Origin of the sequence: Arenibacter aquaticus, assembly GCF_003957295.1 — a bacterium.
Taxonomy (GTDB): Bacteria; Bacteroidota; Bacteroidia; order Flavobacteriales; family Flavobacteriaceae; genus Arenibacter; species Arenibacter aquaticus.
Map to the genome: position 1 here is coordinate 24,565 of NZ_RQPJ01000003.1, position 18,238 is coordinate 42,802.

Sequence of the window (18,238 nt, forward strand, 5' to 3'; positions counted from 1 at the left end):
TATCTAAATTCTGACCCTCTTTCATACCCGCCTGACCGTTTGGGACAGGATCGTTGAGAACTGATTTAGGATTATTGACCAGTTCCTTAATCGGATAAACCACTTTATGGCCGCTTCCCTAACCGCCAAATATACGGATCTCATTACTACATCCACCGTGGTGAAGGATAGGTTGTACTTGGTATACTTTCCAATCTTCCCGTTCGGGTTCTCGTTAAGGTTATCCTCCTACCATTGATAATGGCCGTGAAAGAATTTTTGACTAACTTATGCAATCGTCACACCGGTTGGGAATGATCAGTCCAGGGCACTATGTATTTTTAGGAGATATTATTACAAAGGTACAATCATTATGATCCTTGTGGACATATTGGGAAAATAGGGTCATGATGAAAATTAAGACGGACATTATAGCTTAAATCAATGTGAAGCAAAACAAATGAATTTCCAGAAACACTTTACGAAAATCCTGATAAAGGCCATTTATTGGATGCCTATATACCTTATAACTGTTCTAGGATTTGGTCAGGACATGGATAATGAAAATGATGTAAAGGAAATAATTGGTTATTCACTTAATGGTATTGAACTACGTATGGACGGAATTGTGGATGAAGAGTTTTGGACTACTATTCCGGGCAATGGCGATTTCTTAATGCAAGAACCAAAAGAAGGCGCTAAACCAACAGAGCAAACTGAAGTACGAATTGCCTTCGATAGCCATAATATTTATATCGCAGTTGTTTGTTATGATAGTAGTCCGTCAGATATAAAGACTTTTCAAAAGAAGAGGGACGCATCCTTAGAGACAGATGATCGTTTTAGATGGATTTTTGATACGTTTATGGACAAGCGAAGTGCCTATTTTTTTGAAATAAATCCCTTGGGATTACGGGGAGATGGTCTCATTTCTTCAGGTCAGGGTCAAACGTTGAACAAAGACTGGGATGGTATTTGGAACGCATGGACCTATACAGGTGATTTTGGTTGGTCTGCCGAAATCAAAATCCCCTTTCGCAGCATAAACTTTGATCCTAAAAGCGATGTTTGGGGAATTAATTTTCAAAGGACCGTACGTCGTAAAAACGAGGAACAATTATGGACAGGACACCGCCGTAATCAGGGATTGTTACGACCGCAGAATGCCGGTATTCTTAAAAGGCTTGTTGGTCTATCGCAGGGATTAGGGTTAGAAATTATCCCTTATGGTATTACCCAATACAGCAAGGAATATGATGAGGAGAGGGCTGAATCCATCAGTACTTCTTCTGCGGATCTTGGGTTTGATATTAATTACAACATTACATCACAATTGAAAGCTTCTATTACCTACAATACGGATTTTGCCCAGACCGAGGTAGACAGTCGACAAATAAATCTTACTCGTTTTCCTTTACGTTTCCCTGAGAAAAGAGATTTTTTTCTAGAGGGATCCTCCATTTGGCAATTTGCACCATCGAGTAATGTAGACCCTTATTTTAGTCGCAGAATTGGACTGGTGAACGGGATACCAATTCCAATTAAGTATGGAGGTAGGCTTATAGGAAATATAGGCAAGAGCAACATTGCACTATTACACGTCCGTACAGAAAGGGAAGGAGAGCTGAATCCAGAAAATTTTTCTGTTGCCAGATATAGAAGAAATTTCTGGAAGGAGAGTTCCATCGGCCTAATATATTCCCATAGAAGCACCCAAGACGATATATTATTTGGTAACCCTATTCAAGATAGAAAAACTTGGGGTACCGATCTAAATATAAGTACTTCAGAATTTCTTGGAGATAATACACTGCAATTCTCAGCCTTTTTTGTTGCGCACAACCCCGCTTCACCCTTAGATAATGCTACCTCTTTGTCCGATAGATCAGTCCGGGGATTGCGCTTTAATTTTCCCAATCAACCCTGGTCAGCTTGGGTTTCGTACAGGGAATTTGGAGATGAGTATGATCCAGCGATCGGGTTTAACCAACGTAATGGTTTTAAAAGGCTACAACCGGCAATTTACTATGCTCCTCTATTTGAAAAGAGCCACTTTATACGAGAAATAGAATGGGGTATTTACTATGAGTATCTCACTTCATTGGACAATAAACTTCTTACCGAAAATCTTCGGTTTAATTTGGGAACGATCCGATTTGAATCTGGTGATAATTTAGGTATTCAAATCGCTCGGGGCTTTGAATTTCTTAATGAAGACTTTGATATACTTGGTGACAATGCTGTTATCGTTGCTCCTGGGAAATATGTAAATTGGCGATACGAATTGCAGGCATCTTCTGCATCCTTTCGTAAGGTTTCTGGATCAATTGATTATGAAGCCGGAGGATTTTGGACAGGAAATATAAAAAGGCTTCTTTTGGGGCTAACTATTCGCCCAACACCTGGTATTAATCTTAGCAGTGGGTACACATATGCCCATGTAACTGCTGAAAACAGTGGATTTAGGACTAATTTATTCCAAATAGATCTTGGCCTTGATTTTACACCAAATATTTCACTTTCGTCTAACATTCAATTTGATGATATAAGTGATATTCTGGGGACCAACACCCGTTTTAGATGGATAATTACCCCTGGTACCGACATTTTTTTTGTGTATAACCACAATTGGCTAAACGACCCTACATTGAATAGAAGACTTTTTACAAGACAACAGAGTGCGGCGATGAAAGCGGTTTATACCTATCGTTTTTAGGTGGTAATAGTTTTAAAGACTATTGAGAATCAAATAAGCATGGCTTGCACTACTCATAGGGAAAAGCTGGGAGAATAATACGAAATGTTATAGTCTGTTATTTTTGGTTCAGAAACTAAAAGAAGCGTTAAGCGACATTCGCTTGCAATTGCTTTGTTGTACCCTCTTAATTTCCGTGTACTTTCCGCGACCTATTGCATCTCATTTCGTATTAAACCAATAGTCAAAGGGTTTTCAAATTTGTGTATCGGAAATGGAGCCAAGGGCTTGGGTTGTACCGTTACATTTTATTGACCAACTCATAAGACTGAGGATGATTTAATGTAATGAAACAAAATTAATACCGATAAGCGGCCAAATGGTTTGGGAGACTTATAAAAAATGAGTTCCAACCAAGGGAGTGCAGGAGTGGATGCGGTAAATTTAAGATGTACGAACCCACAAAAGTCTTTCGATTGCTAAGTGCGCGGTTGGTTTGGTGGGCAAAGAAAAAGTATAAGCGCTACAAAACCAGCATGGAAAAACCTATAGATGGTTGGCAACAGTAAGGAGGCAATTTCCGACTTTGTTTTACCATTGGCGATTTTCTAAAATAAATGTAATAGCTTAGATCATAGCTTGTCGCGCTGAAACTTGTAGGTACTGTTACCTACCTGTTTTGCCGACTTTTTACATATCTTCAAGGTCCAAAATTATAGTTCAACAAAAACTCGCCCAATTTACTTAAACTTCAATAGTAGTTGCTATTTTTATTAAAACGGGGTTGCTGCACACACTACTGTTGTACCCAATAAATATATCCCGCCTAATATTTTCGTATCTTGTAGTATGAAACCTTCAATAAATTATTTACTATCTCTATCCTCACTTCTATTAATTTTTATATTCTCTTGTAAAAATCACAAACCTACTCCAGACTTAAGCTCTCTTGATCTATTGAGAGGTGAACTACTTTTATGTGGAGATGGACAATTTGGTGATGTGAGTTTTTCTGAATCCTGTAGTTATGAAACAAGAGAAACCTTTAACCTTGCAATTTCCCTTCTTCATTCTTTCGAATATATTGAGGCAGAAAAAGCATTTGTCCAGGTTATTGATAAAGATCCGGAATGTGCTATGGGATATTGGGGTGTAGCAATGAGTATTTATCACGGATTATGGGCCCCACCAGAGCAATCGGTTTTGGAGAAAGGAGTAAAACTCTTGGCCGTTGCAGAAAAACTGCCAAAATCGGAAAAAGCAGAACAATATTTAGAGGCCATCGGGGCTTTTTACAGGGATTGGGAAACGGTAGACAACCAAACCAGGAAGGAACGCTACGCTCAGAAAATGGAAGAATTATACAAGGAGAACGAAGGTGATACCGAAATTGCCGTTTTTTATGCTTTAGCTCTTAGGGCTTCAGCACTACCAACAGATAAAACCTATAGCGTTCAAAAGGAAGCAGGCAAGATATTGGAGAGACTGTTTGTTAAAGAACCCAACCATCCAGGAATAGCTCATTATATCATTCATTCATACGATTATCCCGAATTAGCAGAATTAGGACTGAGCACTGCCCGACGCTACGCAGAAATTGCTCCAAACTCGGCACATGCACAACATATGCCATCGCACATTTTTACTCGCTTAGGCCTGTGGGAGGAGTCAATCAAAACCAATATTAATTCCGCTTCCTCTGCCGTTTGTTATGCCGAAAGCATTGAACCAGGAGCTCATTGGGATGAAGAAGTACATGCTATGGGATATTTAGTCTATGCTTATTTGCAAACTGGCAACAACACAATGGCAAAAGAACAATACAATTATCTTAAATCATTTAAAAAAGTATTTCCGCTAAATTTTAAAATTGCCTATACCGCAGCTGCCATTCCAGCCCGCATAGCCGTAGAAAACAAAAAGTGGGATGAAGCAGCAGTGATTGAGTTGCCACAACTTATGGATTTAGATTGGAAAAAATACCCTTGGCAGCGTTCCTTACTCAATTTTGCAAAAGCTTTGGGAAGCGTTCATATTAATAATTTAAACGCTGCCGAAGAAAATCTAAAACTACTTCGTAATTCTGAAAAAGAACTTCTTACTATTAATGACGTTTATAAAGCGAACCAGGTAGCAATTCAGATTAAGTCAATTGAAGCCTGGATGCTTCTAAAAAAAGGGAAAAGCGAAGAAGCTATAGCACTAATGACAATTGCTTGTGAAATGGAAAGTATGACCTCCAAACATCCCGTAACGCCAGGTGAAATAGTACCGGCAGACGAACTTTTGGCTGATATGCTATTAGAAATGGACCGTCCCGGTGAAGCACTCAATTATTATGAATTAAATTTAGAGAGACGTCCCAACCGTTTTAATGGAATTTATGGCGCCGCAGTAGCCGCAAAACGATCTGGCGAAAAAGAAAAGGCTAAATTTTACTTTGAAACTCTTTTAAATCAAACAAAATTTTCTAATAGCGACAGGCCAGAGCTAGCCGAAGCAAAATCCTTTCTGCTTCAAAATATCTGACTATGAATAAAGCTACTTTTAAAAATGGTCCAATCGTCCTGTTTTTTATATTGATCAACTCTTGTATAACCAAAGGAAAGCAAGAGTTGCCAGTTTACAATCCATCCGATTTCAATCCTGAATTGGTTGATTTGAATTTACAACAACAAAGCAAAAATCATAAAGTAGCCGACTTTACCCTTATAAACCAAAATGGAGATACAATTACACAGGAGAATTATAATCATAAAAATTACGTTGTAGATTTCATCTTTACACGTTGCCCAAGCATTTGTCCGATCATGACCAATAATATGGCTGTACTTCAAAAAGAATTTCTAAAAAATGATCAAATAATGTTTTTGTCATTGTCTGTCACCCCGCAAATTGATAGTATTCCAGTATTACGCCAATATGCCACAGATAATGGGGTAATAGACTCTAAATGGAATATTACAACTGGTAATAAAAAGCATATTTATGAGTTAGCCCGAAAAAGTTATTTTGCGGTTGTAGAACAAGGTGATGGGGGTTTGCAAGATTTTATTCATACACCAAATTTTGTTTTAGTTGATCAAAAAAAACAGATTCGTGGTGTTTACAACGGAACTGATTCCCTTGAAATAACGCGACTGATAAAAGACTTAAAGATATTGACAAAGCAGAATTAGTTTAATTTGTTAATACTGGGTACAACTACCAAGTCTTCATGTAGTTGGTACAACCAAACATGAAGACCGTGTTGATTGAACCAGAACCGATTTCCCCTTACTAAGGGCTTGCCCTGAGGTTTATTACCTTTTTATTAATTTAATTGAATTTTCATTTGCTGCATACCATAACCTAGACTATAACCAATTGCATTTCCATGGGGTGTTGCCTATCATTCGCCAAGTGCCATTTACCAATAACAGCGATCGTGTAGTTTTCTTCTGAATTTAGATCAATGAATGTCTGCAGTGAAGTTTCAGTTGTTGACAACTCATCGCCCACTCTGGTCATATTGGTTCTAAAACCAAATTTACCCGTAATCATTGCAGCCCTAGAAGGCGTACATGTTGGGTTAGACCAAACATTATTAAAGGTAAGACCCTAATTCATTAATTTATAAAGGTTGGGCATCGTAGGTTTTATACCGCCGATACTAAAATTTGGCGTGGCGTCCAAACCCATGTCATCCGCAATAATCAAGAGTATATTGGGACTGTCATTTGTGGAAACTGTGGTAGGGTTTTCTGGTAATTCCTCTATAGTCTCCTCCTCTTTATCTGCAATTATAATCTGTGCTTCATCTGTTGCATTACAGGCAAAGAAAAACACTATTAAAAGGAATAGTAGAACCTTATTAAGTTGCATTGGACTTAGGACTTTATGGCATTTTGACTGTCGTAGGCAGAAAGGGTTAATAAAAACCCATTCCCAATGCTGTATTTTATATTGCATTAGCCAATTAATTTCTAATAACCCCTTAAAAATCAAAATAAAAGACTAGCCAAAAAAGTTCCTTAGTTTCCCCCTTAATGTCCTACGTGCCCATTAGTTTTAGTTCCGGTATTTTTATTCATCATTGATTTTTTTCCTTGTAATTGTGCTGCGGCATCAACGGTAAAAGTACCGTTTGTCACTATCTCGTCCCCATCCGTTAAGCCAGCGTGAACAATGTAACCGCCATGGGCTATATTCCCCAATGCAATTTCCCGCATTTCAAATATAGGTTCATTGGGGTCTGTTTTCACATAGACCAAAGAACGTTCCCCAGTCCACATTACGGCACTTTCAGGCACAACTATCCTTCCCTCTTTGGAAGAAGACGGCAAGTCTACCAAGCCTGAGACGAACATACCTGGTTTGAGTTGGTCTTTTGGATTTTGCAAATCGGCCCTCACCTCTACTGTTCTACTTTTTGTATTTAGGATAGGATCTATAAAGGAAATTTTAGCGTTGAATTTTTTATTAGGGTAGGCCTTACTATATATTATAATCTCCTGCCCTTTCTTTAACAAGGACAATTGATTCTCGTATGCGTCAAAAACAGCCCAAACCGTTCCTAGATCGGCTATTTTAAAAATAGGTGCCCCCTTCTTTACATAGTCCCCCGTTTTCACCATAATTTCTGAGACTGTTCCAGAAATATTGGAATAAATAGGGAAATTTTCCCTCACCCTACCGGACTCCTCAATCTGATTTATTTGCCTTTCGGATAGTTTCCACAATTTTAGTTTATTACGAACCGCTTCATATAAAGCAGGTTGGGATTCTTTAAGGCTGCCAGCTGTAATTAGTTCTTGCTGGGCCGCGACAAGATCTGGCGAATATATGGTAGCCAACTGCTGTCCATATTCCACCTTTTCCCCCTTAAAATTCACATACAATTGTTCTATACGTCCATCAAAATAGGAGGCCTGAGTGGCAAGTGTTTTTTCATTCTGCTGAATAACCCCGGAAAGTTTTATATTGGAATCTTCCGTATTGGCCGAACCTATTTTAGTTGTCCTTACATCGGCTAGTGCCAATGCATTTCTAGTCATTTTAAATTGATCCACGCTCAATCCGTCCTGATCTGTTTCTGTTGGAATCAAATCCATACCGCAAATAGGACAGTCTCCAGGTTCCTTTTGCATTATTTGGGGGTGCATGGAACATGTCCACATTCCGTCAGATACCATTTCCTCACTGTGGGTATGCCCTTGGTCCATGGTAGTGTCCCCGGGCATACCAAAAATTAGGTATCCCGCTATAACCCCCCCTAGGGCAGCAATAACGATATATAGAATATTTTTTTTCATGGGTTTCAATTAAATTAATTTTCATTCTGCTGAAGTCGATATAACATCTTCTTCATTTGTGCAATTTCCCTCTTTTGTGCCTCAATAATGTCTTCCGCCAATTTGATGGCCTCCGGGTCTTTTAAATGAGCCTTTTGGCTAACCATTATTGCTGAAGAATGATGTGGTATCATAGCTTTCATCCATTGCACGTCACCAATAAAGCTTTGTTGCCGCAATCCTACTAGGGTGGCTATGAAAACCACAACTGATACTACGAGAATTACAAAATTCGTTTTCTTGTTCCCGTACATATCCCACATAAACAACAACATGGTGAAGGCCATTGGAGCTATCATCAATATCGTCATATAGGTTCTGGTATTGCTCAACATCACATGATCCAATACATCGGCATTCAAGAACATAACCAAATACATTATGACAAAGGAGGTAGCCATCATAATAGCAAACTTTATATAATTACTTTTCCATCCGTGATTGGTACTCTTTTTTTTGGAATAATCCATATACTATAATATTAAAAGTGAATATTTGACAGTCCATACAATGAGCCCTTTACTTTTACCTATCCAAGGTGGGCCAAGCAGCTTTTATGTATTATATCTAGCGCAACAGGCTATTGTTTACAAGGCATCCTGCTTATTTTTCAATGGTCTCCGTTACCTTGCCACATTTCAACATTTTACTTCCGTAATAGGGGTTTTCAATTTTTTCCACATTGGAAATCCAGTAAGCTCCCTTACCATCCAAAGCCATAGGACAGAATTGTTTATAAACCTTTCCTCCAGATAGGGACTCCTTTATTAGTGGCTCTATCTCTTGGGTTAGATTGGAAAATAGTTGTCGTTGACTTTCCAGATTGGCATCCTCAGCCATAGCTAGGGCTTTAGACTTTATATTTTCCCTTTCTTCCGAAAAGCTTTCCGCAAGATTAGTGGCAGCCGTTTGTACTCCCTCGGCATCAGAATTTACCAATGCCATACGGATCTGTTGATAGTTGTGGAAGACCTTTCCTGTCATACCGTCGGAAAATGAAGCGTCTGCAATATCTGCAGTATGTTTCTCTTTTTGCTCAATTTCATTCTGCGTATTTATTCTAGCCTCTTGTTTGTTTTTAGTCTCTCCACAAGATGTCATAACCATAGCTATTAGAGCTGAGAAAATAAATGCTTTGTTGTATTTCATTGTTCTTGTTTTGTTACTTTTCATATTTATTAAATTTATATTAGACATTGATTTATAGTTAATTGATTTGATTTTTTTATTGATTTGATAAGTAATTGATTACTGCCCTTTGGCTATAATAGTCTTTGGTGGCCTCTATTTTCTTTTTTTGAAACTGAAGTTGCAGCTCCTGTACATCCAATACATCGTTAAAGTTGATTGTACCGGTTTCATAATTTTTGATCAAGATATCCTCGGCATTACCGGCCTCCTCCAAATTTTTAATTTGGGTATTGTAGCTAATTTTTGCAGCTTCCGTGTTATTGATGGCTGATATTAAAATAGACTCCAATAGATTTTTACGATCGGCTTTTTGGGCCATGATTTGATCTTTTCGCAATTTATTCTGCGCTGAAATGGATTTATATCTGTTATTGAAGATGGAAATGGAAAGGGAAACCATCGGCATTAATATGTCTTTTCCACTATCTGCTATAGCCATGTCTGTCCTTTCCGCAACAGGGATATAGTCCAGTCCAAATCCCAAATTGGGGTTGGACTCTTTTTGGTTTAGTTCCTCAAATTGGGTAACCGATTGAAATAGCCTATCGTATTTCTCAAGTTCTGGATGTAAGCCAAGGTCTTTGGAAACCTCCTCTTGCCCAATTGGAATAGTTAGATTACCCACTATGCTAACCTCCGAATCTTGAGCTCTGTTAAGCAGGGTGTTGAAAACACCGCTTTCGGATACAAACTTTAGCTCCAATACTTTTAATTGCTCCAACATTTCATTCTGTCTAATCTGCAACCTAAGTACATCCACTGCCGAGGCCTTACCAACCTCCACGGAAGCCAGTGCCAGTCTTTTATAGGATTTTAGGAGTTGGATATTCTCCTCCAAAACCACTTGATTAGCTTTAATTGCATAGAGCTTATAATAGGCTTGGGAAACCGATAATCTGAGTTTTCTTTTTGCTATGGCTATCTCCAAGTAATCGGTTTCAGAAAGAGATGAAGCATAATTTTCCCTTGCGGTAACGGTACCAAACCATGGCAACATCTGTTTTATGGAAAATCGCATCTTTTGCGCACCTGTTCGCGTTTCGGGTTCACTAATAAATAGGCCTGCGCTTAGCTCCGTGTTGGGCAATGTTTTTGCCTCCCTGATTTTTTTCTGGGAAATATGATAACGTATTTCAAAGGCCAGCACCTCTGGATTATTTGCCTCCGCCTCTTCAATATATGATTCCAGCGTCTGCCCTATTGCCAGGCTCGTCGCATAAAGTCCCAGAATTGTTGCTACAATCTTTTTCATTTAATTTGTCTTTTATGTTGAATTTCTTTTTGCCAGCTATAAAGTACCGGTACCAAAAAGTAGGAGGTTACGTCTATAATCATACCACCAAAAATGGGTATGGCCATGGGGGTCATAATATCGCTGCCTTTTCCTGTAGAGGTAAGAACCGGCAATAATGCAAGAATGGTAGTTACCGTGGTCATTAAACAAGGTCGGATACGTTTTTCTGCGGCCTCTACAGTTGCCGATCGGATGCTAGCAAGATCATCAGGTTTTTCCTTCCTGAAGGTTTGGGTAAGATAGGTGGCCATAACTACCCCGTCATCAGTAGCAATACCAAAAAGAGCTATGAAACCTACCCAGACCGCTACGCTAAGGTTTATAGTCTTCATGTTGAACAAATCCCGTAAATTTTCACCGAAAAGGTTAAAATTCAAAAACCAATCTTGGCCATATAGCCAAATCATGATAAAACCTCCCGCAAAAGCTACGGCAATACCTGTAAATACCATCAAGGATGTGGAGATGGAACGAAACTGGAAATAAAGTATCAAAAAGATGATGAACAAAGCCAACGGAACCACAACGGACAAGGTTTTTTCTGCCCGTAATTGATTCTCATAGGTCCCAGTAAAACTATAACTGATACCTGGAGGCACCTTTAGATCCCCGCTCCTGATTTTCATTTGAATTGCTTCCTGTGCCTTTTCAACCACATTAACTTCGGCATAACCGTCCTTCTTGTCTAACAGTACGTATCCAATTAAAAAAGTATCCTCGCTCTTAATAAGCTGCGGCCCTTTCTCGTAACGTATCCTTACCAATTCGTTTAGGGGTATGGGACTACCTTGGGCTACCGGAACATAAATATTCTTGATATCCATGGGATTATCCCTAAGTTCCCTTGGATAACGTACACGAACACCATATCGTTCACGGCCTTCTACGGTCTGGGTCAATGTCATACCACCAACAGCAACTTCCAACACCTGCTGCACATCCTCCACAAGTACTCCGTACCTGGCCAACTTTTCACGATCAATATCTATCAATAAATAGGGCTTCCCAACAATTCTATCGGCAAAAACAGCCTCCTCTTTCACCCCTTCAACATCTTTTAAGATGTTTTCCAATTGGATGCCAAAGGCTTCTATCTGGGCTAAATCCTGCCCTTTAACCTTTATACCCATCGGAGCCCTCATTCCGGTTTGAAGCATTACCAGACGGGTTTCTATAGGCTGTAGTTTAGGTGCCGAGGTTACCCCTGGTAATCGGGTGACCCTAACAATTTCATTCCATATGTCGTCAGGGGTTTTTATACCGGGACGCCAATTACGAAAATATTCACCATCCTCATCCGGGATTAAGTCATCCCTTTCTACACTTGAGAAAGCAATCATTTCCGAATCCTCGTATTGGGAGCTGTTTTTTTGATATACGTTGTTGGGATTTAGGCTGTAGGTATCATTTTTAAGTATGAACAATCCATCTTTATTCACCTTAAAACGTTGGCGTTTACCTGACTGGTTCAGCATATACTCCGGCTTATACTGGATGATGTTTTCATACATGGACATGGGAGCTGGATCCAATGCAGATTCTGTTCTTCCCGCCTTACCTACTACAGTTTCAATTTCCGGGATACTTGCCACGGCCATATCCAATTGTTGCAGCACCCTTTTGTTTTCCGCTACACCTGCATGCGGGAGAGAAGTCGGCATTAAAAGAAATGAGCCTTCATTCAAAGCAGGCATAAACTCTTTACCCGTATTCCTCATAATAATTATCCCCAATGTTAACACCGTGGCCGGAATAAGCAAAAACAGCACTTTGTTTTGTAAGGCCCAACTTAATATTTGGGAGTAATAAGATCTAAATAATGTGAATATCCCCAACAGACCAAAACAAATGATTCCCACAAAAATTAGGTTCATCACCATACTTCTGTCAAATCCCAAGGGGCGCCAGTATTCTGCCAAGAGAAAAACGATGGCTATCACCGAAATAATGATATTCAGCAAATTTGCCTGCCTTTCCGTGAGCGCAAAACCCTTGAAGAGCCGTCCGGCCAGTTCTGTATCCTTTAGGGGTTTTATGGATCCAAAGGCTATTAAGGTTAGACCTAACCAGTAACCATAGACCAAGGCAACAAGCCCAGAAACTATAAGTGCTAGGCTGAAAATTAATCCCATAACGCTCTTGCTCGGCTTTTTCCTGAACAGGAAGGCGGCGAATGGGGGAATTAGAAATAGGGCTATAATCAGGGATGCACTAAGCGCCATGGTTTTGGTAAAGGCCAAGGGACGAAATAGCTTACCCTCGGCACCTATCATTGTAAAAACCGGGATAAAACTTATTATAGTGGTCATTACTGCCGTTAAGATTGCACCGGAGACCTCAGAAGTGGCATTGTAAATAATCTGGTTTGTAGTGAGTTCCTCTCCATTTTCATCGGCTCTCAACTTCTCATCCTCCAAATGCCGAATCATATTCTCGGCCAATATCACCCCAACATCAACCATGGTACCAATAGCAATGGCTATTCCCGAAAGCGCCACAATATTGGCATCTACATCAAATAGCTTCATGGTTATAAAAACCATAAGAACTGCTACGGGCAGAAGCCCCGAAATAAGTACAGAAGCCCTAAGGTTGAACACCATCACCACAATGACCAGAATAGTGATCAGAATTTCCAAGGTCAGTGCCTCATTGAGTGTTCCCAAGGTTTCCTGAATAAGTTCTGTACGGTCGTAAAAGGGTACTATGTTAAGTTGGGAAGTACGTCCATCACTCAATTCCTTGGAAGGGAGGCCAGGACTTAGTTCCTTGATCTTATCCTTGACATTATTTATAACCTCTAACGGATTTGCACCATATCTGGCCACCACTACCCCTCCAACAACCTCGGCCCCTTCCTTATCCAAGATACCTCTTCGCACAGCTGGACCTAGGGATACATTGGCGATATCCTGTACCCGGAGAGCGGTATAATTCTCAGAAGATACAACTGCGTTTTTAATATCATCTATCGACTCAATATATCCCAATCCCCGGACTAAATATTCTGCTTTATTGATTTCCAAGGTCTGTGCACCAATATCCCGGTTACTTTGTTTAACAGCCTTGACCACTTGTTGTAAACCAATATTATATTGACGCATCAATTCCGGGTCTACATCTATTTGGTATTCCTGTACGTACCCCCCAATAGAGGCTACCTCAGAAACACCAGTTGCTGCGGACAGGGCATATTTTACATAGTAGTCCTGTATGCTTCTTAATTCGTGAAGGTCCCAGCCCCCTGTTACATTGCCTTCTTGGTCCCTACCTTCCAAGGTATACCAGAATATTTGTCCCAATCCCGTGGCATCAGGTCCTAAGGAAGGGTTAACCCCATCGGGTAAAAGATTTGTAGGGAGGGAGTTTAACTTTTCCAGAATCCGGCTTCTACTCCAATAAAATTCTACATCTTCTTCAAAAATGATATAGATACTGGAGAATCCGAACATGGAAGAACTTCTAATAGTCCTAACCCCCGGAATTCCCAATAACGAAGTAGTTAAGGGATATGAAATTTGGTCTTCTATATCCTGGGGTGAACGCCCCGGCCATTTGGTAAAAACTATTTGTTGGTTCTCACCTATATCGGGAATGGCATCTACAGCAACAGGATCACGCGGCAAAAATCCGGTGTCCCAATTAAATGGTGCATTCACGGTACCCCATCCAACAAATAGCAGAAGCATTAGTACCGCAACCAGTTTATTTTCAATAAGAAATTTAATTCCTTTGTTGAGCATTTAAATAAGTATTAAACAGTTAGAAAGTAGGTTAGGCCCAAACTTTAGGCATAACAATTCTAGCCCTGAACAGCAATGGCCATTGGGCTTAATTTCTAAAGTTTAATAATCAAATAAGGAATGTCTGATCCAGAATTTGGATATCCCGTATCAGAGGCGGAGGGGTATAATCTTTAAAAGGGACAATATTCTCATCTAGCCCCTCAAATAAATTAATGTAGCTATAAAAATAGGAGGTGAGAAAAAGTTGTTGGTCAAAAGAAATATGGTGGAAAGTACTTTTTAGATCCTCCTGTCCTTCTTGGGAAAATTGAACGTCTTCACAACAATCCATATCCATTCTTACAATAGAACACTCGGTCTCAGAGGTAGATTTTTCTGCCATCATCATGCAGGTATCTACCTTCTCCATAAGACTAAAATCTACCAAATGCTCTCCACAATAATGAAAATCCACCGAAAAGGACAAGGTGGAGAATAGCACTAAAAATGCCATTGCAAGGGACGCTATTTTGGTTACCGTTTTTTTCATTGGTAATGCAAAATTACAAATTTTATAGTTTTGTTGTGCTTTTTAACAGTAATTTGGAAATTTAGATCATAATTTCTGAAGTTCCATAAAGAACTACAATGGGAAACTAAAAAATGTTATTCTGTTCCTCGTTGCTCTCCAATCCATTCTCTCCCTTAGTGGATCAACAGATTTTCACCATGGCATCTGAAAGTAAAAAAGGAACAAGGGTTGCCCCTTATTCCTTTATTATGTACTACAAAAGCTGCTAGGAGTCTTTAAAACTCCCAACCTATTCTAGATAACCAGCTGCATTAACAAAGGCTATCACGGTTAGCAATGTTCCTTTTTACCATTGAACAAAACTTTACGAATGTTTCCTCCATTTTACAGCTAATAATTTAGATCCTATTTCTAGGCCCTTACAATTTGGGTTCCCAACCATTTTCGTAGTCACGACTCCACAAATTCATGGCATCCCTATCAAACATACGTCCTGTTTTTTCATCAATATCAAAACCTCTACCAATTCTATATGCAATATTGGAGTAATGTACCATGGCCATTGTTATGCTACCATCTGAGATAGGTCCGTTAGCTTTTGCCTTGCCACGAATAGTATCAAAGAAATTCACTACATGGGCCGTAGACATATCTCCTCCTCCACCTAAAGCGGTTCCTGCCTCATTGGAAGCAGACTTGCTATCTTTTACCAATTTTCCTTTACGGTCAAAAAGTTTGTACATGTTACGGTTTACAAAAACCGTCCCCTCACTACCATATATAACTGTACCCCTTCCGGAACCATATGTATTATAGGAATTTCTACTTTTTCCATCCCATTGAATAACCTTATCCCCTGAAAACTTAAAAGTAGCCTCCATGGTATCGTACATTTCCCAGCCGTCATCCACAAAATGTCTTTTTGACGCTTCCACTTCGGCATGTAGTGGAAAATCGACCTGAAGTGCCCAACGGGCTACATCCAATTCATGGGTACCGTTATTACCTGATTCGGCCGTACCGTAGTCCCAACCATACCAATGCCAGTTATAGTCCCATGTTTCCTCCGTATAGTCACGTCTGGGTGCCGGACCTTGGAAAAGATCCCAATCCAAACCTTGTGGGACAGCTGTTTTTTTCTGATGTGGCACTTCTCCCCTTCCACTGGAATAAAAGGCAACCGCCTTATATGGGGTACCAATAACCCCGTTATGGATTTCATTGATTATTTCCATTGTATGGGCAGAGGAACGTTGTTGGGCCCCCATTTGTACAACTTTATCATACTTTTCAGCGGCCGCGACCAACATTTCATTTTCGTGCATATTATGACTTGCCGGTTTTTCTACGTATACGTGCTTACCTTCTTTTACTGCCATTATGGTACCTGGTGCGTGCCAGTGATCTGGTGTGGCATTGATAAGCACATCCACTTTTTTGTCGGCCAGTACATTCCGAATATCATTCTCCAATTTCGGTTTGTAACTGATATGTTTAGAGAATTTTTCCAAACCACTCACACGTTGCTTTTCCATTACATCACAGAGGTACATGAGATGTACGTTCGACTCTTTTCTAGCAATAGGATCATAGTAGGCACCCAACCTTCGCCCCAGACCGGCGATGGCCACATTGAGTCGGTCATTGGACCCAATGATACGGCTATAGCTACTTGCTGGCATGGCCATGGCCGAATTGCCAACAGCCACAGCTGCACTTCCTAAGACGGTTTTCGCAATAAAATTTCTTCTTGTCGTCATTATATGCTTTTTAAATTTATTTGACTTTTAGGTTATAAAAAATCAAGAGCCTCTTTTGGTTCACAGGTAAAAGATATAACCTTTTTTCATTTTTATTAAAATAGTGCCGATTTATGTTCTATATTTTACTTTAGATAACTATTATACACACCATTCCTCAAAACTAAAATTAAAAAAAATCTGGTATTTGATTAGCATTTAAACAAGTTTATAACTAATAACCTAGATTTTGTTCAAATGGAGCATCGATATTTAAATCGATCTGGTTTTGGGGTATTGGAAAGAGCACATTATGATCCTGAATGTTACAAGCAGGATAAATAGGATTGTTTTTATACAAGCGTACCCACTATAAGCACTATATACAAACAAGACATAAAAAGTAATACTTAACCAGATGTACCACTTTTTACTAATGAGGAATTAATAATTCAGAGTTAGGATGTAGTTGACTAACCACATCATTTCACGTATTTACCGTACGTGTTTTATAACGGTTAACCGTATTTTACTTTTTACTTTTAATAAAGGCCACCATACGATTAGAAGCTTTTATCATTGTCTTCTTCATATGAGAAATTTTCCAATCTGATTCAGTTTTGCAATTACTATAATCTAAATACCCCGCACCCAAAAAACAATAACTGCCGTCATTACGGTCCAACTATTGATAGATAAACTATGGGTAACCAATAGGCCCCTATAAACAGCTTACAAGATGGCCCATTTTTATAGTTTCCCTTTTGTAAAACAAAAAAATGATGGAATATTTTAGTCTACCAACCTCATGATAGGTTTTTCCCTTTTAAAAATAATAAGTAAAATAAGGAGGCCTATAACAATAAGAAATGCAACTTCCAACTTTAATATCAGCATATTCATGGCCAATGCCTTATCTGATATTTGGGTAAGTTTATGACCTTCTGCAATTTGTACAGCCGAAAGTTGATCCAAGGTTTCTCCAATTTTTTTGAGAAGGATACTCATTTCCTCTATTGATACCGATCCCTGATTTGTAATAAATATATTTTCCAAAGACTGAAGCTTACCATAATCATCTTTCAAATGTTTAAAATAAGCCGATTCTTCAGGCGTGTTTTGCAATGCCGAAAAACTCTCAAGCAACACATCAATATCATAACCGCCCACTACGTAATCTGTACTAATTGTTAAGGAGGCCAAGTCCAATTCTTTTTTGTGAAATAGTTGTCCAAGTTTATGGGTATAGTCCATAGCAGCCACTTGATCCTTGAAAACCGAGTTCACCGATTGGCCAGCCGTTAAATAGTTTCTTCGTTTTAATTCATTGGACATCAGCATCAAGAACAAAACTATGACCAAGATAAAGCAGGCATTAAGCCGCTGTTTTATAGTTAAGGATTTAGACATTTTTTTGCTTTATTTAGGTTTTTAGCGATTTATTAAACACATCACTATTTTGTATTCTTTGACTGAACGAATTAGCCCACAAGACCTACTTAATGTTGCTTCCCATACGTCTAGGCAATTATTAAAAACATATCTGACTGTATACTAAATATTTAATAAGCTACCGGTCTCAAGAGTTTCATTTTAATCCAGTAATACCATGGAATGACTACTCCCAAAAGTATTGGCTGTCATCAATCCGTTCGGTATAGCCAAGTATAATAAGGGGTTAGAGCTACCTAATGATTATATAAACACAATGTTTCCATCATATCATCTTTGTATGCCATTAAATAGTTGC

General features: G+C 39.1%; 11 protein-coding genes and 2 pseudogenes. 3 read left to right on the forward strand and 10 right to left on the reverse strand.

The genetic code is table 11. From position 1 onward, the window contains the following. Positions 1-439: 439 nt before the first annotated feature. The 3 genes from EHW67_RS07380 (at position 440) to EHW67_RS07395 (ending at position 5,853) form a co-directional block, all read left to right on the forward strand. The gene (locus tag EHW67_RS07380; protein WP_238389865.1) at positions 440-2,695 is read left to right on the forward strand and encodes a carbohydrate binding family 9 domain-containing protein; all 2,256 of its coding nucleotides are present in this window, start codon (positions 440-442) and stop codon (positions 2,693-2,695) included. A gap of 828 nt (positions 2,696-3,523) precedes the next feature. Next, on the forward strand, positions 3,524-5,203 hold the full coding sequence (locus EHW67_RS07390; RefSeq protein WP_126161740.1) for a tetratricopeptide repeat protein: 1,680 nt from the start codon (positions 3,524-3,526) through the stop codon (positions 5,201-5,203). Positions 5,204-5,205: 2 nt separating this feature from the next. Further along, positions 5,206-5,853: an SCO family protein gene (locus tag EHW67_RS07395; protein ID WP_126161741.1), complete on the forward strand. Its 648-nt coding sequence runs from the start codon at positions 5,206-5,208 to the stop codon at positions 5,851-5,853. A 172-nt stretch (positions 5,854-6,025) separates the two neighbouring features. On the opposite strand, the pseudogene EHW67_RS07400 reads toward EHW67_RS07395, so the two are convergent. The 10 genes and pseudogenes from EHW67_RS07400 to EHW67_RS07445 all read right to left on the reverse strand — a co-directional run. Next, positions 6,026-6,262: pseudogene (locus EHW67_RS07400) on the reverse strand (sulfatase-like hydrolase/transferase); the annotation flags it as partial. A gap of 12 nt (positions 6,263-6,274) precedes the next feature. After that, a complete protein-coding gene (locus EHW67_RS07405) occupies positions 6,275-6,538 on the reverse strand; it encodes a hypothetical protein (RefSeq protein WP_126161743.1) in 264 nt (87 codons plus the stop codon). Between the two features lie 164 nt (positions 6,539-6,702). Then, positions 6,703-7,968: pseudogene (locus tag EHW67_RS07410) on the reverse strand (efflux RND transporter periplasmic adaptor subunit); the annotation flags it as partial. 14 nt (positions 7,969-7,982) lie between these two features. Further along, on the reverse strand, positions 7,983-8,477 hold the full coding sequence (locus EHW67_RS07415) for a DUF305 domain-containing protein (RefSeq protein ID WP_126161745.1): 495 nt from the start codon (positions 8,475-8,477) through the stop codon (positions 7,983-7,985). Between the two features lie 133 nt (positions 8,478-8,610). After that, on the reverse strand, positions 8,611-9,180 hold the full coding sequence (locus EHW67_RS07420) for a DUF3347 domain-containing protein (protein ID WP_158285095.1): 570 nt from the start codon (positions 9,178-9,180) through the stop codon (positions 8,611-8,613). A gap of 52 nt (positions 9,181-9,232) precedes the next feature. Next, positions 9,233-10,450 carry a TolC family protein gene (locus EHW67_RS07425; RefSeq protein ID WP_126161747.1) on the reverse strand — a complete coding sequence of 406 codons (1,218 nt, stop codon included), beginning with the start codon at positions 10,448-10,450 and terminating at the stop codon, positions 9,233-9,235. Further along, positions 10,447-14,235, reverse strand: coding sequence for an efflux RND transporter permease subunit (locus EHW67_RS07430; protein WP_126161748.1), 3,789 nt, complete (start codon positions 14,233-14,235; stop codon positions 10,447-10,449). Before EHW67_RS07430 ends, EHW67_RS07425 begins: the two co-directional genes overlap by 4 nt. Positions 14,236-14,344: 109 nt before the next feature. Continuing rightward, positions 14,345-14,767, reverse strand: a complete 423-nt coding sequence (locus tag EHW67_RS07435) for an HYC_CC_PP family protein (protein ID WP_126161749.1) — start codon at positions 14,765-14,767, stop codon at positions 14,345-14,347. Positions 14,768-15,168: 401 nt separating this feature from the next. Continuing rightward, the gene (locus tag EHW67_RS07440; protein WP_126161750.1) at positions 15,169-16,509 is read right to left on the reverse strand and encodes a Gfo/Idh/MocA family protein; all 1,341 of its coding nucleotides are present in this window, start codon (positions 16,507-16,509) and stop codon (positions 15,169-15,171) included. Positions 16,510-17,280: 771 nt separating this feature from the next. Further along, a complete protein-coding gene (locus EHW67_RS07445) occupies positions 17,281-17,898 on the reverse strand; it encodes a hypothetical protein (RefSeq protein WP_126161751.1) in 618 nt (205 codons plus the stop codon). Positions 17,899-18,238 lie beyond the last annotated feature (340 nt).

Excerpts from the sequence above, each read along its gene's own strand:
- EHW67_RS07380 (WP_238389865.1), top strand. The coding sequence starts at position 440 with ATGAATTTCCAGAAACACTTTACGAAAATCCTGATAAAGGCCATTTAT.
- EHW67_RS07390 (WP_126161740.1), top strand. The coding sequence starts at position 3,524 with ATGAAACCTTCAATAAATTATTTACTATCTCTATCCTCACTTCTATTA.
- EHW67_RS07395 (WP_126161741.1), top strand. The coding sequence starts at position 5,206 with ATGAATAAAGCTACTTTTAAAAATGGTCCAATCGTCCTGTTTTTTATA.
- EHW67_RS07405 (WP_126161743.1), bottom strand. The coding sequence starts at position 6,538 with ATGCAACTTAATAAGGTTCTACTATTCCTTTTAATAGTGTTTTTCTTT.
- EHW67_RS07415 (WP_126161745.1), bottom strand. The coding sequence starts at position 8,477 with ATGGATTATTCCAAAAAAAAGAGTACCAATCACGGATGGAAAAGTAAT.
- EHW67_RS07420 (WP_158285095.1), bottom strand. The coding sequence starts at position 9,180 with ATGAAAAGTAACAAAACAAGAACAATGAAATACAACAAAGCATTTATT.
- EHW67_RS07425 (WP_126161747.1), bottom strand. The coding sequence starts at position 10,450 with ATGAAAAAGATTGTAGCAACAATTCTGGGACTTTATGCGACGAGCCTG.
- EHW67_RS07430 (WP_126161748.1), bottom strand. The coding sequence starts at position 14,235 with ATGCTCAACAAAGGAATTAAATTTCTTATTGAAAATAAACTGGTTGCG.
- EHW67_RS07435 (WP_126161749.1), bottom strand. The coding sequence starts at position 14,767 with ATGAAAAAAACGGTAACCAAAATAGCGTCCCTTGCAATGGCATTTTTA.
- EHW67_RS07440 (WP_126161750.1), bottom strand. The coding sequence starts at position 16,509 with ATGACGACAAGAAGAAATTTTATTGCGAAAACCGTCTTAGGAAGTGCA.
- EHW67_RS07445 (WP_126161751.1), bottom strand. The coding sequence starts at position 17,898 with ATGTCTAAATCCTTAACTATAAAACAGCGGCTTAATGCCTGCTTTATC.